The sequence below is a fragment of the Rhodococcus maanshanensis NBRC 100610 genome (assembly GCF_001894865.1).
Classification (GTDB): Bacteria; Actinomycetota; Actinomycetes; order Mycobacteriales; family Mycobacteriaceae; genus Rhodococcus_G; species Rhodococcus_G maanshanensis.
In genome coordinates, this window is record NZ_BCXA01000016.1 from 1 (window position 1) to 6,141 (window position 6,141).

The window sequence follows — 6,141 nt, forward strand, 5'->3', positions numbered from 1 at the left end:
CCCCGGCCGCCAACGTCGAAAAAACCCGCCGTGACGAAGTCGGCCACCCGATCGGACAGGTCGCCTGTCGAGACCTCGATCGGCACCAGGTCCGGGACCACCCATGCCGCGGGGACGATCACCTGCGCCGGACCTTCGCTCGACTCCGGATACATCGTGCGCAACGACTCGTGCCGTTCGAACACGTCGCGAACCGCGGCACGCAAGGCCGTCATGTCGAGCGCACCCGACAGCCGCACCACGACCGGGATGTTGTTCACGGCCGACCCCGGATCGAACCGGTTCAGGAACCACATCCGCTGCTGCGCCGGCGACAGCGGAATACGATCCGGGCGCGGCCCGGCCACCAGCGCCGCGCGCGCCGTGCCTGAATCCCGCTCGATCCGCACCGCGAGCGCTGCAACCGTCGGGGACTCGAACAACAGGCGAACCGGAACCGTCACGCCAAGTGCGGATCCGAGACGCGCCGCCACCCGAGTCGCGATCAGCGAGTTCCCGCCGAGGTCGAAGAAGTTGTCGTCCAACCCGACTCGCGGAAGGCCGAGCACCTCCGAGATCGTCCCTGCGACGATCTCCTCTACCGGCGTCGACGGCGCGCGGAACGCCGTCGACACGAACTCCGGCACGGGCAGCGCGCCGCGGTCGAGCTTCCCGTTCGCCGTCAACGGGATCGCGTCCAGCACCGTCACCACCGAAGGCACCATGTGCGCGGGCAGGGACCTGGCCGCGAACGCGGTCAACTCCTCGGGGTCCGCCGACTCCCCTGCCGTGGCCACCACGTACGCGGCCAGCACCGTCGCCCCCGACGGGGCGGGCCTGCCCACCGTCACCGCGAAGTCCACCGACGGGTGCGCAGTCAACGCCGCGTCGATCTCACCGAGTTCGATGCGGAAGCCACGGATCTTCACCTGGAAGTCGCCGCGTCCGATGTACTCGAGCTCCAGATCCGACGGCCTACCCCCTGCCGCGGGAGCGAGCCACCGCACCATGTCGCCCGTACGGTACATCCGCGCACCGGTCGACGAGAACGGGTTCGCCACAAAGCGATCCGCTGTCAGACCCGATCGGTTGTGATAGCCCCGCGCCATCGCCGGACCCGCGACGTACAGTTCGCCGACCACCCCGACCGGCACCGGGCGAAGCCGCCGATCGAGCACCATCGCGGTCACGCCGCGGATCGGGCCGCCGATCGTCACCGCCCCGCCGGGGGCGAGCGCGGCACTGGCCGACACCATGACGGTCATCTCGGTCGGCCCGTACGCGTTATACAGGCCCCGATCCGCACCCCAGCGAGTCACCAGGTCCGCGCTCAGGGCCTCGCCGCCCATCACGACCACCCGCAGCGAATCGAGACCGTCTGGCGCGAGCGCGGTTGCAGCGGACGGGGTGATGAAGGCATGCGTGACCCGCTGGCGATCGATGATGTCCGCCAGCTCACCGCCCCCGTAGACGCCGGGCGGGACGATCACCAGTGCCGCGCCTGCCGCCGTCGCCATCAGGATCTCGAGGATGGACGCGTCGAAACTCGGTGACGAGGAGTGCAGCACCCGCGACGAGGCCGTCACCGAGTACCGCTGTCGCTGCTCGAGGGCGAAGCCGGCGATGCCCTGGTGCGTGACCACCACGCCCTTGGGTACCCCGGTCGAGCCGGAGGTGTAGATCATGTACGCCGGCTGGGCCGGGTGTGTGACACCGCACCTGTCCCGGTCACCGACCGGCGCCGTCGAGAGCGCCGCCCACTCCAGCGCGACGGACTCGTCGTCGAGCGTCAGCCAGTTCGCGTCCGGCAACCCGGCCACGTGCGCGGCCAGGGTGAGGCCGACCGCCGCCCCCGAATCGGCGAGCATGTGCCCGAGTCGGTCGACTGGGTAGGCCGGGTCCATCGGCACGACGGCGGCGCCGGCCTTGGCCACCGCCCAGAGCGCCAGCATCGACTCGACCGATCGGGGCAGGGCGACCGCGACGAACGACTCCGGACCGATGCCGCGCGCGATCAGCAAGCGCGCCAGGGCGTTCGAGCGGGCGTCGAGCTCGCCGTAGTCCACGGTGCGGGATCCGAACTCCAGTGCGGGCGCAGTCGGCTCGGCGACGGCCGTCGACAACAGCTCGGCAAGGGTGACCGGCGGCTCCGCGGTGCGGCCCGAGACCGGACACAGCGCCGCGCGCTCACGGGCGTCCATCACCTCGATGTCACCGATCGGGGCCGACGGATCCTGCGCCACCGCGTTGAGCAGCAGAACGAACCGTGCGGCGAGGATGCGCACGGTCGACTCGTCGAAAAGGTCCGTGGCATAGACGAAGGTGCCCGCGATCCCCGACCGGTCGGCCCGTTCCCCCAGCGAGAGCTGCAGATCGTATTTCGCGTACGCGATCCCTGGATCGACCTCGCTCACCACCAGACCTGGCAACTCCAGTACCGCGGGCTCAGCATTTTCCAGCGCGAGCACGACCTGAAAGATCGGCGAGTGCGCTGTGGACCGTTCCGGCGCGAGGACCTCCACGAGTCGCTCGAAGGGCACCTCCGCGTGTGCCAGCGCGCCGATGTCCGATTCCCTTGTGCTGCGGAGCAACTCGGCGAATGACACCGACTGGTCCAGCACGGTTCGCAGGGCAAGCGTGTTGACGAACATGCCAACCAGGTCGTCGAGTACGTGCTCCCCGCGGCCTGCCGTCGGCGTGCCGATGACGATGTCGTCGGTGCCCGAGACCTTCGACAGCAGCAACGCGAAGGCGGCGTGCAGGGTGGTGAACATGGTCGCCTCATGCTCGCGGGACAACGCCGACAAGCGGCGGTGCAGATCCCGCCCGACCTCGAACTCGACCCGCCCACCCTCGAACGAGGCGGCCGCCGGGCGTGGGCGGTCGGTGGGTAGCGGCAGCAGGTCGGGGATGCCGGACAGCTCCTCGAGCCAGTACCGGACCTGGCGGGAGAGAAGGGATTCCGGGTCCTCGTCGCTGCCGAGCAACTCGCGCTGCCAAATCGAGTAGTCCGCGTACTGCACGGGGAGCGGCTCCGGGTCGTGCCTGCCGCCCGCCACCACGCTCGTATAGGCGGCCACCACCTCGCGGGCGAGCGGCGCCATCGAGACGCCGTCGGCCGCGATGTGGTGCAGCAGGAACAGCAGCACGTGCTCGCCCCGACTCAGTTCGAACAGTCGCACCCGCACCGGCGCCTCGATCGTCACGTCGAATCCGGCCGCCGCCTGCTCGATGAGCCTGCCGCGCAGATCCGCCTCGTCCGCAACCCGAATCGGATGGAGATCCGCGTCGACCCCCGCGACCGGGATCACCACCTGCCGGGGCCCATCGCCGTCGTCCGGGAACACCGTGCGCAGCGACTCGTGCCTGCCCAACACGCTGAGGACCGAGGTCCGCAGCGCCTCGTTGTCGAGTTCTCCGCCCAGCCGGATCCCGAGCGGGAGGTTGTATGCGGGCGATGAGGTGTCGAACTGGTTGATGAACCACATCCGGGCCTGCGCGAGCGACAGCGGTATCCGATCCGGGCGCGGCCCGGCGACCAGTTCGGGCCGACGGCGCGCGCCATCGGCCCGAGCCGACGCCAGGGCGGCGAGCCCGGCGACCGTCGGCGCGTCGAACACCTCTCGCAGGCTCACGTCGCTGCCGAGTGCCGCGTTGACCCGGGCCACCACCCGTGCGGCGGACAGCGAGTTGCCGCCATGATCGAAGAAGGAGTCAAAGGCTGCCACCCGTTCGACCCCGAGGATCTCGCCGAAGATCCGCGCGACCACCACCTCGGCCGGGGTCGACGGCTCCCCGTGCTCACCGGGCGCGGATTCGAAGTCCGGCCTGGGCAGCGACTTCCGATCGAGCTTGCCGTGCACCGTGATCGGAAACTCCGCGAGCGTCAGCACGATGATCGGCACCATGTAACCGGGCAATGAGCGGCCCAGGAACGCGCGCAACTCATCGCCGTCGACCGACTCCCCGACGGCGGCGACCGTGTAGCCGACCAGCTGCTGATTTCCTGGAACGTCCTCCCGGACCACCGCGACCGCCTGCGCCACCGACGGGTGCGCGAGCATCGCGGATTCGATCTCCCCGAGTTCGATCCGGAAACCACGGATCTTCACCTGGAAGTCCGTGCGCCCCAGGTATTCCAGGGTCCCATCCGCCCGACGGCGCACCTCGTCTCCCGAGCGGTACATCAGCTCGCCGGGAAGACCCCGCGGGTTTGCCACGAACCGCGCCGCCGTGAGATCGGAGCGCCCGAGATAGCCCCGAGCGAGCTGGGGACCCGCGAGGTACAGCTCCCCCGCGATTCCGGCCGGCAGCTCCCGGAGACGACGATCCAAGACATGGCCCTGCAACCCGTCGTATGCCCGACCGATGGGCACCCGGTCTGCGTCCTCGTCCTCGTCGGTGGTTTCGTGCCTGGTGCCGGACACCGTGAACTCGGTCGGTCCGTACTCGTTGTTCACCCGGGCGCGCAGGGCGCCGCGCACCTCCGTCAGCAACCTCGGCGACATCTCCTCACCGCCACTGAACACCTCGCGCAGGGAGTCGGCTTCACCGGGCTTCAGCGAGGACACGAACACCTGGAGCATCGAGGGGACGAAGTGCATCACGGTGATGCCGTGCCGGTCGGTGGCCTCGGCCAGATAGCGAGGATCCCGGTGTCCATCGTGATCCGCCAGTACGAGCCTGGCTCCCGACGCCAGCGTCCACCACAGCTCACGCACTGAGGCGTCGAAGGTCACGGGCGTCTTCTGGAGCACCCGGTCGTCTCCGCCGAGCGCGTACAGCGCCTGCCTGCGCTCGATGAGCCCGACCACCGCAGAATGGGGAACCGTCACGCCCTTCGGCCGTCCGGTCGAACCCGAGGTGAAGATGACATACGCGGGATTGGCCGGCCGCAACGGCCGAAGCCGGTCGATGTCCGTGATCGGGTTCGAGGGATACTCGGCCGTGTCGGTCGAGTCCAGGTCGATCACGATGGCCCCAGCAGGCCACGTCATCTCCTCGCTGGACCGGGTCAGCACGCAGACCGGGGCCGCAGTCGCGAGCACATCCGCGACCCGCTCCTCCGGATGATCGGGGTCGATCGGCACATAGGCGCCGCCTGCCTTGACGATGGCGTACATCGCCACCATCATCTCCAGGGACCGACGAAACCCCAGGCCAACCGTTGTCTCCGGTCCCACACCTCGGGCGATGAGGAGTCGAGCGAGCCGGTTCACCCGTCCGTCGAACTCCGCGTACGTCCACGCGACGCCGTCGAACTCCAGTGCGGTCGCGTCGGGTGTCCGCCGAACCTGCGCGTCGAACACCGCGACCAACGTCCGGCCGATCTGGGCATTGGGGCCCCCGTGCTCGGACTGGAGGGCCCGTTCGTCGTCCCTGATCCGATCGAGGACGGCTCCGATCCCACCCTCGGCGCCCACGATCGCCGGAACGAGTCCGGTGAGAACCACAGCCACGACGGCATCGGCATCCATGCCTCGATCCGCCAATGCCCCTGCCAGCAGCTGCATGCGCTCGTCGAGCTCCCGATAGGTCACCGACACATCGCCGACACGCGCGGCGACACCGCCGGGGCGTGCCTTCGCCAGCACGGCGATCGACCGGGGGAAATCCGACAAAACGTACTCCGAAGCTATCGAGCCAAAGCCACGCCGATCCCCCCGGCACCATTCGGCCTGACCATCGCATAGTGCGAACCAGAGTGACAAGATACGTGACCAGGCCGCTCCGTGTTCGGGTCACGTATCTGAGGACGCACAAAACCCCAGCCGCCTGCACTCGGTTGAGTGCGGGAGACTGGGGTCGAGGTCGAACCGGGACTCGTCCCGGCCACGCCAACCGGAGGCCTCGCGGCAACCGACGACGAAGGGAGCCACCGGGGTGTCCCGGTGGCTCCGCGTCGCGCGTCCTGCGTCGGCTACCGGGCGCCCGCGTGGGCGTCGGCCTCCATCGCCTCGATCAGGCTCTTCGGACGCATGTCGGTCCAGTTCGCTTCCACGTAGGCCACGCAGGCCTCGCGCGAATCCTCGCCGAACACGCTCGTCCACCCGGCCGGCACGTCAGCGAAGACCGGCCACAGCGAGTGCTGACCCTCCTCGTTCACCAGGACCAGGAACTTCGCATCGGCATCGTCGAAGGGGTTGCTCATCTTGTTGCGCC

General features: G+C 69.3%; 2 protein-coding genes. Both read right to left on the reverse strand.

Going from position 1 to position 6,141, the window contains the following annotated elements; all coding sequences use genetic code 11:
• Positions 1-5,600 (reverse strand): non-ribosomal peptide synthetase (locus RM1_RS08540; protein ID WP_143187326.1); only part of this gene is annotated, 5,600 nt, incomplete at its 3' end.
• 299 nt (positions 5,601-5,899) lie between these two features.
• A complete protein-coding gene (locus RM1_RS08545; protein ID WP_072750906.1) occupies positions 5,900-6,130 on the reverse strand; it encodes an MbtH family protein in 231 nt (76 codons plus the stop codon).
• Positions 6,131-6,141: the final 11 nt, after the last annotated feature.